The sequence below is a fragment of the Micromonospora sp. TSRI0369 genome (assembly GCF_001905625.1).
GTDB lineage: Bacteria > Actinomycetota > Actinomycetes > Mycobacteriales > Micromonosporaceae > Micromonospora > Micromonospora echinospora_A.
Window position 1 is genome coordinate 499,745 of sequence record NZ_LIVU01000002.1, and the last position, 14,249, is coordinate 513,993.

General features: G+C 72.8%; 14 protein-coding genes and 1 pseudogene. 8 read left to right on the forward strand and 7 right to left on the reverse strand.

All coding sequences use genetic code 11. The features are described 5' to 3' along the window. Position 1 precedes the first annotated feature (1 nt). Both AMK25_RS07560 and AMK25_RS07565 read right to left on the reverse strand, forming a co-directional pair. Positions 2-331, reverse strand: a complete 330-nt coding sequence (locus AMK25_RS07560; protein ID WP_073827410.1) for a hypothetical protein — start codon at positions 329-331, stop codon at positions 2-4. Next, positions 328-741, reverse strand: a complete 414-nt coding sequence (locus tag AMK25_RS07565; RefSeq protein ID WP_073827411.1) for a YbaB/EbfC family nucleoid-associated protein — start codon at positions 739-741, stop codon at positions 328-330. The genes AMK25_RS07560 and AMK25_RS07565 overlap by 4 nt, the downstream gene beginning before the upstream one ends. Positions 742-888: 147 nt before the next feature. Here AMK25_RS07565 and AMK25_RS07570 point away from each other — a divergent pair, with 147 nt between their 5' ends. Beyond that, a complete protein-coding gene (locus AMK25_RS07570; RefSeq protein WP_073827412.1) occupies positions 889-1,833 on the forward strand; it encodes an FAD-dependent oxidoreductase in 945 nt (314 codons plus the stop codon). Positions 1,834-1,896: 63 nt separating this feature from the next. Next, complete coding sequence (locus tag AMK25_RS07575; protein ID WP_073827413.1) at positions 1,897-2,436, forward strand: hypothetical protein; 540 nt, start codon at positions 1,897-1,899, stop codon at positions 2,434-2,436. Between the two features lie 40 nt (positions 2,437-2,476). Here AMK25_RS07575 and AMK25_RS07580 read toward each other — a convergent pair whose 3' ends face one another. Continuing rightward, positions 2,477-3,181, reverse strand: coding sequence for a hypothetical protein (locus AMK25_RS07580; RefSeq protein WP_073827414.1), 705 nt, complete (start codon positions 3,179-3,181; stop codon positions 2,477-2,479). Between the two features lie 195 nt (positions 3,182-3,376). On the opposite strand from AMK25_RS07580, the gene AMK25_RS07585 reads away from it, so the two are divergent. From AMK25_RS07585 to surE, 3 genes are read left to right on the forward strand one after another with little or no spacing between them, the layout of a single operon-like run. Next, positions 3,377-3,589 carry a hypothetical protein gene (locus AMK25_RS07585; protein ID WP_073827415.1) on the forward strand — a complete coding sequence of 71 codons (213 nt, stop codon included), beginning with the start codon at positions 3,377-3,379 and terminating at the stop codon, positions 3,587-3,589. A 42-nt stretch (positions 3,590-3,631) separates the two neighbouring features. Then, positions 3,632-4,573, forward strand: a complete 942-nt coding sequence (locus AMK25_RS07590) for a 1-phosphofructokinase family hexose kinase (RefSeq protein WP_241826277.1) — start codon at positions 3,632-3,634, stop codon at positions 4,571-4,573. Further along, positions 4,563-5,393, forward strand: coding sequence for a 5'/3'-nucleotidase SurE (gene surE / locus AMK25_RS07595; protein ID WP_073827779.1), 831 nt, complete (start codon positions 4,563-4,565; stop codon positions 5,391-5,393). Before AMK25_RS07590 ends, surE begins: the two co-directional genes overlap by 11 nt. A gap of 48 nt (positions 5,394-5,441) precedes the next feature. Here the strand turns inward: surE and AMK25_RS07600 are convergent, their stop codons facing one another. Both AMK25_RS07600 and AMK25_RS07605 read right to left on the reverse strand, forming a co-directional pair. Continuing rightward, complete coding sequence (locus tag AMK25_RS07600; RefSeq protein WP_043330397.1) at positions 5,442-5,669, reverse strand: hypothetical protein; 228 nt, start codon at positions 5,667-5,669, stop codon at positions 5,442-5,444. Positions 5,670-5,735: 66 nt separating this feature from the next. Beyond that, positions 5,736-6,563 (reverse strand): alpha/beta fold hydrolase, encoded by an 828-nt coding sequence (locus AMK25_RS07605; RefSeq protein WP_073827416.1) that lies wholly within the window; start codon positions 6,561-6,563, stop codon positions 5,736-5,738. 95 nt (positions 6,564-6,658) lie between these two features. Here AMK25_RS07605 and AMK25_RS07610 point away from each other — a divergent pair, with 95 nt between their 5' ends. Then, positions 6,659-7,693, forward strand: coding sequence for a sigma-70 family RNA polymerase sigma factor (locus tag AMK25_RS07610; RefSeq protein WP_073827417.1), 1,035 nt, complete (start codon positions 6,659-6,661; stop codon positions 7,691-7,693). Between the two features lie 30 nt (positions 7,694-7,723). Here AMK25_RS07610 and AMK25_RS33210 read toward each other — a convergent pair. Further along, a pseudogene (locus AMK25_RS33210) lies at positions 7,724-8,050 on the reverse strand (hypothetical protein); the annotation flags it as partial. Between the two features lie 159 nt (positions 8,051-8,209). Between AMK25_RS33210 and AMK25_RS07620 the strand changes: the two are divergent. Beyond that, on the forward strand, positions 8,210-8,728 hold the full coding sequence (locus AMK25_RS07620; protein ID WP_073827419.1) for a winged helix-turn-helix domain-containing protein: 519 nt from the start codon (positions 8,210-8,212) through the stop codon (positions 8,726-8,728). Positions 8,729-8,906: 178 nt separating this feature from the next. Here the strand turns inward: AMK25_RS07620 and AMK25_RS07625 are convergent, their stop codons facing one another. Further along, a complete protein-coding gene (locus AMK25_RS07625) occupies positions 8,907-13,304 on the reverse strand; it encodes a S8 family serine peptidase (RefSeq protein ID WP_073827420.1) in 4,398 nt (1,465 codons plus the stop codon). 261 nt (positions 13,305-13,565) lie between these two features. On the opposite strand from AMK25_RS07625, the gene AMK25_RS07630 reads away from it, so the two are divergent. Next, positions 13,566-14,120, forward strand: a complete 555-nt coding sequence (locus tag AMK25_RS07630) for a winged helix-turn-helix domain-containing protein (protein WP_073827421.1) — start codon at positions 13,566-13,568, stop codon at positions 14,118-14,120. Positions 14,121-14,249: the final 129 nt, after the last annotated feature.

Below are 14,249 nucleotides of genomic sequence, written 5' to 3' on the forward strand. Positions count from 1 at the left end.
CTCACCCCAGCCCGCCGGCCAGCGAGCGCATCGTGCCCGCGCCGTCCTCGTCGACCCGCTCGTACGCGTCGGCCATCCCGGCGATGTCGGCGCCCGCCGAGGTGAACTCCTCGGCCGCCATGCCGACGCAGTCGAAGATGTAGTTCGCCACCTCGGTGTAGGCGATGCCGATCAACGACCCGATGTCGTCGGCGCCCCACGGTTCGCCGTAGCCCCGCATCCGCGCCTCGAACGCCTCCAGCTCGCCGTTGAACCGCTTGGCCAGGTCGCTGACGCCGCGCCCGGCGGCCCGGATCAGCGGCGGGTGCACCTCGAAGCCGCCGCCGCTCATCGCTGCCCGCCGCGTGCCATCCGCTCCTGCGCCTCGGTCAGCGCGTCGAGGAACGACCCGAGCCGGGGTACGGCGGTGTCGCGTACCTCCTGCAACTGCTCCCGCAACTGCGACATGTCCGCCACCTGCGGGGCCGGACCGGCCCGCAACCCGTCGATCGCCGCGTTGACAGCGGTCACGACGTGCGCGGTCAGCTCCTCGGAGCCGAGCCGCATCAGCCGCGGCTCGACGTGCAGCGCGTGGAGCTTGCCGTCGCGCCCCATCTCGGCGCGTACCTGCCCGTCGGCGGCCTCGCCGACCACTGGCGTCTCCGCCTCGTCGGCCGGCGGTGGACCCACCGTCCGAAGCGCCGCCATCGTCGCGTCGAGCATGCGGGTGAAGTCGCCGCTCATCGAAGGATCCGCACTCATGAGCCCTCCCCAAGGCCAAACGCCCCGAGCGTAACCGAGACGGACAAAGCGATTCGCCCCGTGCGCGGCCCGATCCGTCTTGGACACCGCGCGCCCCGGCGGCCACCATCGGCAGGAACACGTCGGTACGGGTGACGGGAGCTGAACATGACCGAGGCGGACGTGGTGGTGGTCGGCGGTGGCGTCGTGGGGATGACCACGGCGCTCACCCTCCAGCGGCGGGGCGCCCGGGTCACCGTGCTGACCGCCCACGAGCCAGCCGACACGGTGTCCACGGTGGCCGCCGCGGTTTGGTACCCGAGCCACACCGAGGAGGACCCGAGGGTGCTGCGCTGGGCCCGGGACACCCACGCCGAGCTGCGCCGCCAGGCGGCCGACGGCGTGCCGGGGGTGGTCGACCGGCCCACCCGGATGTGGTTGCGCCACCGCTACGCCGGGCCGCCCTGGTGGGCCGACGCCTGCGGCGACCTGGTGGCCGAGCCGGCGGAGCCGCCGTACACCGCGCTGCTGCGGTTCACCGCCCCGTCGGTGGAGATGACCCCTTATCTCGCCTGGCTGCGGGATCGCCTGGAGGCGGGCGGCGGCCGGGTCGTCCGCCGTGCGCTGGGCACGCTCGCCGAGGCGTACGAGGTCGCGCCGGTCGTGGTCAACGCGACCGGCCTGGCCGCCGGCCGGCTCGCCGCCGACCCGGCCGTGTACCCGGCGCGCGGGCACGTCGTGCTGGTGGCGAACCCCGGCCTGACCGTCTCGGTACGCGACGAGGACGACCCGGCCGGCATCACGTACGTGCATCCGCGCCGCCACGACGTGGTGCTCGGCGGCACCTACGAGGCGGGGGTGGGGCACACCCGCCCTGACCCCGAGGAGGCGGCGGCGATCCGGCGCCGGTGCGTGGCGCTGGTGCCGAAGCTCGCGGACGCGCCGGTGCTGGGGGAGCGGATCGGGCTGCGGCCGGCCCGGCACGGCGGCCCCCGGGTCGAGGTGGACCCGGCGGACGGGCGGCTGGTGCACGCGTACGGGCACGGCGGCGCCGGGATGACGTTGTCCTGGGGCTGCGCCGCCGAGGTCGCCGATCTCGCCTTGGGCGTCTGACGCTCCCGGCGCGGGCGAGCTGGCGGCCCACCGCCGGAGCGCGCAGCCGGTAACCTCGGCCCGGTGTCCGCCCGCCGCGCCGCGCTGTCCGCCCTCGTCGCCCTGATCACCGTCCACATCGGCTGCACGCTGGTTGCGCTCGCGGCGTACAGCCACCGGATCGGCCTGGTGACCCACGACGGCTCCGGCTTCCTGGTGGAGTTGCTCGACGCCGTGGTGCCCCTCCGTGACCTGCTGCCCGCCATGCTCTGGCTGCTGCCGGTCACGCTGCTCGTCACGTTCGCGGCCCTCGGCTGCTGGGCCGCCCGGCGGACCGTCCGTCCCGGCGGCGAGCGGCTACCGAGGGCGGCCTGGACCGCCGGCATCGCCGCGGTGCTGCTCAACCCGCTCGCGGCCGTGCGCTACGCGTCCGCGGCCGCGAACGGCGGCGAGTACATGCGTACGGTGCAGGTGGAGACCACCCTCCTGGTGCTCGCCGCTGCCGCGGCCACCACGATGAGCGCGCTCGCCGTCGCCGGGTTCGTGCGGCGCTCTGAGACGGCGAGGCCGCCGTCGCGGATGCGGGTGGACGACTGGTCCGCGGGCACGGCGGGACGAGAGTGAGCTGTCCGCTCAGGTCCTGACCGCCGATTGAGCGTCGTGCTCACCGCTCCAGGACGGTGAGCCATTCGGCGGAGCGCGGGCGGTATCCGTGCAGCTCCAGGAGTCCGCGCACGATCGCCGGCACGTGCCCGGCGCCGTACACGACCGCCACGTCGATGCGTTCCGCCGACCGGGTACGGATCAGCTCGGACAACGCGGCGAGCAGCCGCTCGTCGCGTTCACCGCCGAGCGTGCGGTCGAAGTGCTCGGTGACCTCGTCGTCGGCGTGCCGTTCGTCGGCGGGGGACGGCAGGTCGCTCACCTCGACCTCGGGCGAGAGCAGCCACCGGGTGCCGCCGAAGAACTGGATCACGATCACGACCGGGATCAGCGCCCAGATCTGGAGGCGGTACCGCAGCGGCATGGTCCGCCAGCCCTGGCCGAACTCCGCCGCCGTCACGTCCGGGTTGATCACCTCGACGCCGAGGGACGCGTACGGGATGGGGTCTGTCACCAGGCCGGAGCGCCGGTTGGCCGGCATGGCCCGGTAGGTGAGTGTCAACGCCGAGCCGACCACCGACCGGCCGCTGACGCCCTCGACAACGAGCAGGTCGCACTCGCGCAGGCGCTTCGTCACAGCCGCGTAGAACCGCGGGCTCGCCACGTGCAGCATCGGGAACACCAGGAACTGCAACTGGCTGCCGGGACGGCGCAGGCGGAGAACGGCGGACCGGGTACCGACGACGCTGTGTTCGATGATCTGCATGCCTGCCCCCCGTGGCTCGGCCGCTGTTGACGGCAGGGTAGGCGCGCCGGGCAACCCGACCGATGCCCGCGCCTGGGCCGCCGAGCGGCGGCGCGGACCGGTCAGGAATCGAGAAGCCTCGCGCGGATGGGCGGACCTAGCGTCTGCGGTACGGGCCGCCCACCGGGGCGGCCACCGGGGAAAGGGCACCGACCCATGGACCTCCGCATCCGCCAGCTGCACCGCTGGCTCTCCATCGCCTTCACCGTGACCGTCGTGATCACCTTCGTCGCGCTGGCGCAGAAGGACCCGATCGTGTGGGTCTCCTACGTGCCGCTGCTCCCGCTCGCCCTGCTCCTGGTCAGCGGCCTCTACCTGTTCGCGCTGCCGTACCTGCGGCGTCGCCGCGCCGCCGCGCGTCCGCGCTGACCTGGGGGATTACCGGGGCCGGTCAGCGGGCAACACTGGCGGATGGACCAGAAGGTGATGGTGTTCGCCCCGGCCCCGCTGTTGACGGTGACGATCGAGCAGCAGGGCGAGGCGACCGAGCTGCATCTGCACCCGGGCGGTCAGGGGGTGTGGCAGAGCCGGATGATCGCCGCGCTCGGCGTGCCGGTGACCATATGCGTGGGCCTCGGCGGCGAGGTCGGCGACGCGGTCCGCAAGCTGCTCGACGACGAGGACGTCACGGTACGGATGGTGCGCCGCGAGTCCGGCACCGGCTGGTACGTGCACGACCGGCGTGACGGCGAGCGGACCGAGATCGCCGAGCATCCGGGCGTGCCGATGGTGCGTCACGACATCGACGAGCTGTACACGGTGACGCTCACCGAGGGGTTGCGCGCGCCGGTGAGCGTGCTCAGCGGACCAGCCGACCCGCAGGTGGTGGACCCGGACATCTACCGCCGGCTCGCCGCCGACCTGAGCGCCAACGGCGGGACGGTGGTGGCCGACCTGTCCGGGCCGTACCTGGAGGCGGTGCTCGACGGCGGGGTGAGCGTGCTGAAGGTCAGCCACGAGGAACTGCTCGACGACGGCCTGGCCAAGGACGACAGCGTGGAGGCGCTGCGCGACGCCGGTCGCCGGTGCCAGGAGCGGGGCGCGCGGACGGTGCTGATCAGCCGCGCCGGGGAACCCGCGCTCGCGCTGCCGGAGGACGGCGAGGCGATGCTGGTGCACGCCCCGCCGTTGGAGTTGGCCGACCACCGGGGCGCCGGTGACTCGATGACCGCAGGGGTGGCGGCGGTGCTGGCCCGGGGCGGGGACATGCGGGAGGCGCTGCACGTCGGCGCCGCCGCGGGCGCGCTCAACGTGACCCGGCACGGGCTTGGCACCGGCCGCGCCGAGGCGGTACGGGAACTCGCCGGCCGGGTCCGGCTGACCCCGCTGGACGGTGGCGACGATGACGGCTGACCGGCCGCCCCGGGTGCTGGTCACAAACGACGACGGCGTGCACGCGCCCGGCATCCGCGCGCTGGCCCGGGCCGCGTACGAGCGCGGGCTGGACGTGGTGGTCGCCGCGCCGCGGCACGAGGCGAGCGGGATGAGCGCGGCGCTGTCCGCCGTGACCGACGACGGACGGCTGGTGTTCGGTGAGACCGAGCTGGACGGGCTGCCCGGCGTGCCCGCGTACGCGGTGGCCGCCTCACCGGCGTACATCGCGATCCTGGCCGGGCTCGGGGTGTTCGGGCCGGTACCGGACCTGCTGCTGTCCGGCATCAACCGGGGCGCGAACGCGGGCCACGCGGTCCTGCACTCCGGCACCGTCGGCGCGGCGCTGACCGCCGGCAACAACGGCATCCGCGCGCTCGCCGTGTCGCTCGACGTGCTCACCCCGGCGGCGGCGAGCGCCGGCAGCGGTGGCGCGGCGATCGCGGTGCTGGACACCGTGGACGACGAGTCCCGGCACTGGTCGACGGCCGCCGAGTTGGCCGGGAGGCTGCTGCCCTGGCTGGCCGGGGCGGACCCGGGCACCGTGCTCAACCTCAACGTGCCCGACCTGCCGGCCGATCAGGTGGCCGGGCTGCGCCAGGCGACGCTGGCGCCGTTCGGCCAGGTGCAGGTGTCGGTCGCCGAGCGCGGTGAGGGGTTCGTGCGTACGGCGGTGGAGGAGAACGCGGTCCGCGCGGTCCCCGGCACCGACATCGCCTGGCTGGCCGACGGGTACGCCGCGGTCACCGCGATCCGGGCGCTCGGGCCCCTGCCCGACGTGGAGCTGCCGGTCGACGGCTGAGGACGGCTCCGCCCCGCCATCCGTACGACGGTGGCGGGGCGGAGCGCGTCACTCGCCGGCGGCGCGCCGGCGGTCGGCCTCGGCATCGGCGGCGCCCACCGGGGTGCCATCGCTGTCCCGGTCGGCCCCGGACAGGTCCACGTCGGCGCCGGCCCGGGCGGCGTCCGCCGCCGCGTCGTCGGCGCCGACGACCTCACCGCCGCCGGTCTGTCCGTCGTCGGGGACCAGCTGCCCGGCGGTGGCCAGCCCGATCGGTGCGTACCTGGGGTCGGTCATCTCGCCCTCCTCACCGGTGTTCCTGACTCAGCGGTACCCCGGTACGGAAGGCGGCACACGCGCGGGTCAGCGGTCCCGGTCGAGGAAGTCCAGGGTGACTGCGGCGAACAGCGGCGACTGGTCGATGTCGTAGTGGGTCAGGCCGGGCAGGATCGCCAGCGCGTGCCCGCCCGCCGGGCGGCCCTCGCCGGTCCAGCCGCCGTCGCGCCGGCCGCCGTCGAGCAGCTCGAACACCTCCACGAAGTGGCTCGGCGGGGCCATGTCGGCGTCGGCGGCGACCACGAGCGTCGGCACCCGCAGGGCACGCACGTGGTCGCTGAGGTCGAAGTCCTTGCGCATCGCCTCGCCGATCTTGTCGAGCAGTCGGGGGAAGTCCTCCGGACGCGGCGCGACCCGCTGGTACAGCTCGTACATCGGGGTGTCCTTCATGTACTCGGCGGCCGCGGCGTCGACCTGGCCCTGCTGCGCCAGCAGCTCCGGGTAGACGGCGTCGCGGCGGATGTGCGCGGACGCGGCGACCAGCCGGCCGACCTTCTCCGGGTACCGGAACCCGACGTGCAGGGCGACGCCGCCGCCGAGGGAGAAGCCGACCATGTCCGGCCGGTCCAGCCCGAGGTGGTCGATCAGCGCGGCGACGTCGTCGGCCATCAGCGCCATGTCGAGCGGCCGGTCCACGTCGGCGGTGCGGCCGTGGCCCTGGAGGTCCACCAGGATCACCTGGTGCTTCGCGGTCAGCGCGGGCAGGATCGGCGCGAACATCTCGCCGGAGCAGAGCCCGCCGTGCAGCAGGATCATCGGCCGTCCGCTGCCGTGCGTCTCGTGGTAGAGGCGTACGCCGTTGACGTCGGCGTACCGCCCGGGGGCGTGGGTCTCGTCGCGCTGCGTGGTGGTCATCGGTGCTCCTCGGATGTGCTGACCTGACCACCGGTGGACCGGGCGAACGGGGCGTACTCATCGCCGCGCGCCCGGGGTACTCGCGTTCATGCAGCATGTGGGCTAGTTTCAGCCGGGTGAGCGAGGTGGCGAGCGTTCCCGTCGAGGCACAACTAGAGGCGTACCGGTCGGAGCTGACCGGCTACTGCTACCGGATGCTGGGTTCGGCCTTCGAAGCCGAGGACGCGGTGCAGGACACCTTCGTCCGGGCCTGGCGCAACTTCGACAAGTTCGAAGGGCGTTCCGCGCTGCGGACCTGGCTCTACCGGATCGCCACGAACGTCTGCCTCACCATGGCCACCAGCGCGCAGCGCCGGATCCGGCCGATGGACCTCGGCCCGGCGGGCGTCGGCACCGCGACCCATCCCGGCGAGCCGCGCCCGGAGCAGATCTGGCTCGGCCCGGTGCCCGACGACCGGGTGCTGCCCGAGGCCGGTGACCCGGCCGAGGTGGTGGCCGGCCGCGAGTCGGTGCGGCTGGCGTTCGTCGCGGCGTTGCAGCACCTGCCGCCCAGGCAGCGGGCCGTGCTCATCCTGCGCGAGGTGCTCGCCTGGTCGGCCCAGGAGGTCGCCGACCTGCTCGACACGTCGGTGGCGAGCGTCAACAGCGCGCTGCAACGGGCGCGGGCCACGATCGCCTCGGCCGACACCGAGGCGGACGCGAGCCGTCCGCTCGATTCCGAGCAGCAGGCGCTGCTCGCCCGCTACGTGCGCGCGTTCGAGGCGTACGACCTGACGGCGCTCACCGCGCTGCTGCACGAGGACGCGACGCTGTCGATGCCGCCGCTGCCGCTGTGGCTGCGCGGCCCCGAGCACATCGCGGCCTGGATGGCCGGCACCGGCAGCGGCTGCCGCGGCTCCCGGCTGGTGCCGACCGCCGCCAACGGGATGCCCGCGTTCGGGCACTACCGGCGTGACCCCGACGGCTCAGGGCACGTGCCGTGGGCGCTGATCGTGATCGGCGTCTCCGGCGGCCGGATCACGTCGCTCAACAACTTCCTCGACGTCGACCGCCTGTTCCCGCTGTTCGGGCTGCCCGCCCGGCTGGAGGAGGGCGCCGGCCAGCCCGAGCAGACCCGCGAGCTCGCGTAGGTCGTCGCCCGCGCCGCGTACCTCCAGCCCCCAGCCGAACCGCCGCGCGGTCAGGCGCAGCCGCGCCAGCACCTCGACCGTTACCAGGTCCGGCGCGGCCACAGCGGACACGTCGCAGACCACCACCCCCCGGTCGCGGCCGCGCAGCGCCTCGGCCAGTTCGGCGCAGCGGGCGGCGATGTCCGCGCGGGTCGGCGTCCCGCCGGCCAGGGAGAGCATGTGCGTGATCACACGCATTGGACCGGCGTACGTCCCGGCTCTCATCGGTACGCGCGTGCCGAAACCCGACCCTGCGCGACATGCCCCGGTCACGTTGTCGCATGCAGTTACATCGACGTTAACTGCTATACCAATCATCGGTGCTCGGCTATATGATCCCGGTAGTTCACCCCGAAGCCTCACGAAACCGCAGCTCCCGCACCCCTCGGGTCGAACTCCGCAAGCCAGGTGCCCCGCCTCGTCGTGCCTGGCGACCGCCCCGCGTTGCGGTTCAACCTGCCGGAAAGGTGGGAACGGATGACAGGGATGCCGTCCTTGGTCATCGGCGTCGCGTCCTCGTCGGCCGAGCGCCGGCAGCTCGCCCAGCTGCTCGGCGGCACCGAGGCGTTCCTGATCGTCTCCAGCGTCCACCAGGCCCGCCGCTTCCTCGACCTGGTCCGCCGTCCGGCCGGCCCGCAGGCGCCCCGGCCGCAGCCCGCCGACGAGCCGCCCGCCCCGTCGTCCGGCCCGTCGCTTGGCCCGTCGTCCGGGCTGGAGCTGGGTGTCGACTCCGACCGGCGGGTGCTGCGCTGGCGGGAGCGGGAGGTCGGGTTGACGCCGCTGGAGCACGACCTGCTGGTCTGCCTGGCCGGCACGCCCGGTCAGGTGTGGACGTACGCCCGGCTGCACCGCGAGGTCTGGGGCAACGACCACATGGGCCGGGGCTCGGACATGCACTCGGTGGTACGCCGCATCCGGCGCAAGCTGGCCCGCCTCAACGTCCCCGCCACCATCCACGCCGTCCGAGGCGTCGGCTTCCGCCTGACCCCACCCTGACCCACCCTCCCCACCGCCCCTCGCCCCGCCCTGCCTCGCGCCGCTGATCTTGCACTTGCGGCCCCTCGGGTGGGGCTTTTGTGTGCCTTGTCGGGGCGGTAAGTGCAAGATCGCGGGGGCGTGGGGCGGCCCGCCCGGTGCGGAGCACCGGGCGGGCCGCCCTTGTCAGGTGCTGAGGTCAGCAGCGGGTGGGGGAGAGGGTGAAGTCCTCTACCGTGGGCGTGCTGCTGTTGATCTTCGTCTGGCGCGTCTGGGGCTTCCAGCCGTCCTTCGCGACGATCAACGTGAGCGGGTTGTTGCGCCGGTCCATCCAGTAGGCGTACCGGCCCTCGGCGTCGGTGGTGAAGGTGTAGGAGTTCGCCCAGGAGTCGACCTGCACGGTCACGCCCGCCAGCGGCGCCGTGGCGCCCTGGCAGCTCTTGCCGGAGACCGTGCCGGACAGCTTGCCCCAGGTGGTCGGCGGCTGCGCGATCATGGTCACCGCCACCGGCTCCACGGTGTACGGGGTGTCCTCCTTGATCGCCACCGACGCGGAGTACGTGCCCGGCTGGTCGACGTTCGCGGTCATCACGACAGTCACAGTGACCTTCTCGCCGGGCGCCAGCGTGACCTTCGACTTGTCGACGGTCAGCCAGCTCACGTCGGCAGCGGCCTCCGAGCACTCGGAGAAGCCGGGCAGGACCTCGCTGTCCTTGGTGGCCGTGAAGCTGCCCGACGAGCCGCCGACCTTGTAGAACCCGCAGGCCGCGCCACCCCGGTAGCGGGCGGTGTTGGCGTTGGGCAGGTTCGCCCACGAGTTGGTCGCCGGGTCGAAGGCGAAGCCGGCGTTGGTGATGGCGCCGCCCTGCGACCCGCCGACGACCAGGAGCTTGCCGTTCGCCACCGCGTACGAGGAGGCCCAGCTGTCGGCCGGCGCGTCCGGGATGGCGGTCCAGGCGTTCGCGGCCGGGTCGAAGGCGTACCCGACTTTCTGCGACGTGGTGCCGTCGTTGCCGCCGGTGCAGTAGACGGTGCCGTCGATCCCGCCGCAGGACAGGAACGCCACCGACTTCGGGTACGCGGGCAGCGTCTCCCAGGTGTCCGCGCCGGGGTCGTAGCGGACCACCGAGTTGGACATCGGCGTGCAGCTGGCAGTGGTGCAGCCGCCGATCGCGTACAACTTGCCACCCGCGACCGCCTGGCCCGCCGCCGAGCGCGGCGCCGGGTTGTCGGCCTTGCGGGTCCAGGTGTTCGCCGCCGGGTCGTACGAGAAGGTGGCGACGTCCGGTCCGGCGGCGCCCCAGCCACCGGTGGCGACGATCTTCCCGTCGATCACCCCGACCGTCATGGCGTTACGCGCGCCGGGCAGGTCGGCGATCCCGGTCCACGTCTGGGCGATCGGGTCGTACCGGTAGTTCTTGGCGCTCGACGCGGTGCCGTCGCCACCAGCGATGGAGTAGACCTTGCCGTCGACGGTGACGACCCGGTTGTCCATCACGTTCGACGGGTAGCCCGGGATGGCGGTCCACGGGTCCGCCTGCGGGGCCGCCGCCGCGATCGCGGTGGACGACTTGCCGGACGAGCGGGCGGCGAACGACGTCGCGGCGGTCAGCCGCTGGACCGGCGCGCCGGTCGAGCCGAGCAGCGCCTGCTGGGACAACTGGGAACCGTCGGCCCGTTGCAGCACGAACCCGCCGTCGCGCTCGCTGAACTCGGCGGTGACCGGCGCCCCGCCGGTGTTGGTCACGGTGAAGGTCTTGCTGACCTTGCCGCTCGGCATCCGGGCCGTGCCGGTGATCGAGGTCGGCTTCACCGACAGCCGGCCGGCGGCGAGCTGGAAGTTGGCCGCGGTGGCCCAGTCCTCCTCGACCGTGACCTGCTTGGTCTGGCTCACGTAGTTGCCGGCGCTGGCGGTGAACGGGTGCGTCCCGGTCAGCGACGAGAACATCCAGTAGAAGCCGTCGGGCAGTTCGGTGTCGTCCGGCGTGGCCACCGTGGTGGCCTTCTCCGCCGGGCGGTCCTTGCTGGTCACCGTGGCGCCGTTGACGTAGCCGTTGTCGTTCTTGTCACGGACGTGGCCGAGGACCAGGCCGCCGTTCACCGGCTTGCAGACGAGCTTGCTGCCGATGAGGACGTTGTCGACCTCCCACCACCACTCCCAGCTGGCCTCGTAGTAGTGGAAGCGCACCCGCACCTGCGACTGGCCGGCCGCCTGCGGGATCGGCACCTCGGTCACCCGCGGGCCGCGTACGTCGGCCGCCTGCCGCAGCACGTTGCTCCAGGTGGTGCCGCCGTCGAGGCTCAGGTCGACGTCCGCGCGGTCGCTGTTGAGCCAGTTGTAGTCCTGGTTGAACCGGATCACCGGCGCGGTCACGCCGGTCAGGTCGACGACCGGGCTGACCAGCGACGTGTCCTGCCGCCCGCCGCTGCCGTAGTTGTCGCTGTCGATGACGGCGAAGTTGCCGCTGCCGCCGGTCAGGTTGCCGCGCTCACCGGCGTCGGTGAACTCCCAGACCTGGCCGGTGCCGGCGTTGTCCACCACGGTCCAGCCGTCCGGCACGCCCGTGCCGTCGAACGTCTCGTACTCGCCGTCGGAGCTGACGGTGTAGCCGGGGGCGGTGGCGCACGCCTCCGGGTTCGCCTGCACGGCGATGTTGACGACGGCGTTGCCCGAGCCGACGGTGACCTCCTTGGTGGTGGTCAGGTAGCCGGCGTACTGCGGCTCGACAGTGAGCCGGTAGGTCGCCCCGGACGGCAGCGACAGGCTGTAGCGGCCGGTCGTGGGCGTGGTGTAGTCGGAGATCGGCGTGCCCTCGACGCTCACCTTCGCGTACAGCGGCCAGCCGTGCCCGGACCCGTCGGTGACCTGCCCGCTGACCGTCACGCTCGGCACCGCGGTGAGCGCGACGTCCACCGTGGTGGTCGTGTTCGCGGTGACGGTCGCGGACAGCGTGCGGGTCGCGTACCCGAAGGACGAGACGGCGACCTGGTAGTCGCCGGCCGGCAGGAGCGAGGAGTACGTGCCGTCGGCGCCGGTGGTCAGCGTACGGTCCGCCGCGCCGGACAGGGTGACGGTGGCGCCGGCGATCCCCGCGCCGGTGGCGGCGTCGGTGACCTTGCCGGCCAGCGTGCCGTTGTCGCCGATCGGGGCGGCGGCGAGCAGCGCGAGCGCGTCCAGCCGGCCCTCGCCGTAGACGTTGTTGTCGTCGGTGGTGCCGCCGCACTGGGCGTCGGCCTTGTCGATCGCCGTGTCGTTCAGCAGCGCGCGGGTCGCCGTGATGTCGCCGACCAGGGTGGGCGCCGCCGACCAGAGCAGCGCGATCGCGCCGGCCAGGTGCGGCGCCGCCATCGAGGTGCCGCTGATGCTGGCGTACGAGTTGGTCGGCACGCTGGAGCGGACGTTGACGCCGGGCGCCGAGATGTTCGGCTTGATCTCGCCGTTCTGCCCGGTGCCCCGGGACGAGAAGCTGGCGATGTTGTTGTTGACGTCGTACGCGCCGGTCGAGTAGTTGCTGGCCAGGCTGCCCGGTGAGCCGCTGGTCTGGCAGGACGGGCCGTTGTTGCCGTTGGACCAGACGCCGAAGATGCCGGAGGCGGTCCAGGCGTTGGTGACGTCCTCCATGAACGGCTGGTTGGACGGTGCCGTGGTGCCCCACGAGTTGTTGATGATGTTCGGCCGCTTGCTGGCGTCCGGGTTCTGCCCGTTGAGGTCGGTGGGCTCCAGCATCCACTGGCCGGAGGAGATCAGCGCGGCGTCGGTCGGGCAGCACCCGTTCGCGGCGATCCACTTGACCTCGGGGGCGACACCGATCTGGTTGGCCCCGTCGGCGCCGGCCATGGTGCCCATGGTGTGCGTGCCGTGGCCGTCGGAGTCGCACGGCGCGGTGGCGCACTCGTCGGCGGCGTCGAACCAGTTGTAGTTGTGGTCGAAGGTGCCGTCGCCGTTGTTGCCCCGGTACGAGTTCACCAGCGCCGGGTGGTTGAACTGCACACCGCTGTCGATGCTGGCCACCGTGATGCCGGCGCCCTTGACGCCGTACTGGGACCAGACGTCGTCGGCGTTGATGTTCGCGATGCCCCACTCCAGCGCGTTCGCCGACTTCTCGTCGGTGCCCGGGGTGGTCTCGGGGAGCTTGTACTCGACCGGCGCGTACAGCCCGTCCACCTCGGAGTGGGCGGCGAAGTTCTGCGCCATGGTCAGCGAGCCGTCGGTGACCTTGATGGCGTTGGTGGCCCAGAAGCTCTGGTACTTCGTGCCCGAGCGGTCCAGCTCGGCGCGGATCTTGGCCTGGCTCTCCGCGGCGGTCTTCTTCAGCGCCGCCGCGACGGCGGCGCCGCGCTCGTTCCAGTCCTTGGTCGCGGCGGCCTTGCCCAGGTCAGCCTTGCCCGAGAAGTGGATCCAGAAGTCGCCCTCGCTCTTGCCCTGCAGCTGCCGGGTGAGTTCGGGGCGGATCTTGTCGTCGGCCGACGCGCCGGCGCCCGTGCCGGCCTGCGCTCCCGTGCCGGTGGCGGCCAGCGCGGTCGCGGCGAGCACCAGGGCGGCGCCTGCGCTCACCAGCCGCCGGGCCGGGCCCCATCTGTGTGGACGTCTCAGCATCGGTGCTGCCTCCTACTCCGATGACCCGCGGATGATCGAGCCATGGCAGAAGGGCCAGGAGATGTGCTCTCCCGACTGGTCGCACCGGTATTACAAGAACCCCCCAGGCCCCCTAGGCGTCCGTGCGGGTCTGCGCCGGTCACCTGAATGGACACTATGATCGACATGAGGGAACGATCAATGACCGTACGTGAGCAACATGTCACCAACAGGCCCCCGGATCGGATGGCTTGTTGACAGTTTTTGTCACGGTGGGGCGCGGTGACGACTGACGGCACGAACGCGGCGAACTCCGGCACCGAGCCGCCGGAGCGGCCCTTCTCGCTCGTCATCGGAGTGACGTCGTCCCCGGCCGAGCGGCTGCGGCTGACCGAGCTGCTCGACGGCGTCGCGCCCCTGTTGATGGTCGCCGATCTGGACGAGCTGCGCGAGTTGATCACGGCGGACACGCCGGCCCCGGCCGACGCGCCGGGTCCGCCCGTACCCGAGCAGAAGCCCGCGCCGGACGGCGCCCTGGTGATCGACGCGGCCCGTTCCACCGCCCGGTGGGGCGACCGCGCGATCCCCCTGACCCGGCTGGAGCGCGACCTGCTGACCTGCCTGACCACCGAGCCGGTACGGGTGTGGAGCTACGCCGAACTGCACCGGGCGGTCTGGCGCGACGCGCCGACGCACGGCCGGGCCGACGTGCAGTCCCTGGTGAAGCGGTTGCGACGCAAGCTCGACGAGCTGGGCACCGGCGTCACCATCGCGGCGGTACGCGGTGTCGGCCTGCGGCTGACCGACCACCGTGACCCCCGGGTGCGGGGCGACTGACCGCCGCGGCGGCCGGACGGCGGCGCGGGTGACCCGATCGGAGGAGCGGGGCTGCCGGTGTGGCCGGAATTGATGGCGACCGGTCGATTACCGGTGCGGCACGTATCGCGAGATGTCTTTGCCTCCTAC

Coding starts and splice junctions, on each gene's coding strand:
- AMK25_RS07560 (WP_073827410.1), bottom strand. CDS start 331: ATGAGCGGCGGCGGCTTCGAGGTGCACCCGCCGCTGATCCGGGCCGCC.
- AMK25_RS07565 (WP_073827411.1), bottom strand. CDS start 741: ATGAGTGCGGATCCTTCGATGAGCGGCGACTTCACCCGCATGCTCGAC.
- AMK25_RS07570 (WP_073827412.1), top strand. CDS start 889: ATGACCGAGGCGGACGTGGTGGTGGTCGGCGGTGGCGTCGTGGGGATG.
- AMK25_RS07580 (WP_073827414.1), bottom strand. CDS start 3,181: ATGCAGATCATCGAACACAGCGTCGTCGGTACCCGGTCCGCCGTTCTC.
- AMK25_RS07585 (WP_073827415.1), top strand. CDS start 3,377: ATGGACCTCCGCATCCGCCAGCTGCACCGCTGGCTCTCCATCGCCTTC.
- AMK25_RS07590 (WP_241826277.1), top strand. CDS start 3,632: ATGGACCAGAAGGTGATGGTGTTCGCCCCGGCCCCGCTGTTGACGGTG.
- surE (WP_073827779.1), top strand. CDS start 4,563: ATGACGGCTGACCGGCCGCCCCGGGTGCTGGTCACAAACGACGACGGC.
- AMK25_RS07600 (WP_043330397.1), bottom strand. CDS start 5,669: ATGACCGACCCCAGGTACGCACCGATCGGGCTGGCCACCGCCGGGCAG.
- AMK25_RS07605 (WP_073827416.1), bottom strand. CDS start 6,563: ATGACCACCACGCAGCGCGACGAGACCCACGCCCCCGGGCGGTACGCC.
- AMK25_RS07610 (WP_073827417.1), top strand. CDS start 6,659: ATGTGGGCTAGTTTCAGCCGGGTGAGCGAGGTGGCGAGCGTTCCCGTC.
- AMK25_RS07620 (WP_073827419.1), top strand. CDS start 8,210: ATGACAGGGATGCCGTCCTTGGTCATCGGCGTCGCGTCCTCGTCGGCC.
- AMK25_RS07625 (WP_073827420.1), bottom strand. CDS start 13,304: ATGCTGAGACGTCCACACAGATGGGGCCCGGCCCGGCGGCTGGTGAGC.